Genomic DNA, 792 nt, shown 5'->3' with positions numbered 1-792 from the left:
AGAGGCGCGCCATAGAGGTGGTGACCGCCGACGGCGCGAGGTGGATAAGGCAGCTGGTCAAGCGCCGCTGCCCCAACGCGAGGTGGGTCATGGACCCCTTCCACGTGGTCCAGTGGATGAACGACGCGCTCGACGCCGTGCGCTGCGAGGAGTGGAACGCCGCCAGGGCCGCCGCCAGGGCCGCCAGGCCCAGGCCCGAGGGCAAGCGCGGCAGGCCTGCCAAAGGCGAGCTGCCGCCCGAGGAGGTCAGGGCGCTCGAGGAGGAGGCGGCCTCCATCAAGGGCAGCCGCTACGCGCTCGTGAAGAACCCCGAGGACCTCACCGACGGCCAGAGGGCGAGGCTCGAGGCGCTCAAGAAGAGGGCCGGCTCGCGGCTGGTCAGGGCCTGGGAGCTCAAGGAGGACCTGCGGGCCGTCTTCCGGGCAGCCGACGGCTCCGAGGCCGCCGAGCTGCTCGACGACTGGATGCACAGGGCCGCCTACTGCAAGATCGCCAAGGTCGTCGCCGTGGAGAAGAAGGTGCGCCGCCGGCGCGACGACATCATCGCCGCAGTCGAGCTCGGCATCAGCAACGGGCGCGTAGAGGCCATCAACAACAAGATCAAGGTGACGGTGAGGATGGGCTACGGCTTCCGCAACACCGACAACCTCGTGGCCCTGCTCATGCTCAGGTGCGGCGACTGCCAGCCCCAGCTCCCGGGTCGCCCGGTGAAGGCGAGGAAGAAGGGCGTGAAGGGAGCGAAGAGCGTTGCTGCCTAGGCTAGCCCCTTGTCACACAAACTACCGAAGCCTC

Annotated in this window: 1 protein-coding gene; it reads left to right on the top strand. The window is 68.9% G+C overall.

What is annotated here, in order from left to right; all coding sequences use genetic code 11:
- Nucleotides 1-758: transposase (locus tag DW732_RS09920; protein ID WP_199569793.1), on the top strand; the 758-nt coding region annotated here is incomplete at its 5' end.
- Between the last annotated feature and the right edge of the window lie 34 nt (nucleotides 759-792).

The sequence above is a fragment of the Collinsella sp. AM28-11LB genome (genome assembly GCF_003469895.1).
In the GTDB taxonomy this organism is placed as follows: domain Bacteria; phylum Actinomycetota; class Coriobacteriia; order Coriobacteriales; family Coriobacteriaceae; genus Collinsella.
Note: the sequence above shows the minus strand (reverse complement) of the source record. Positions and strands in the feature narration are given on the sequence as shown.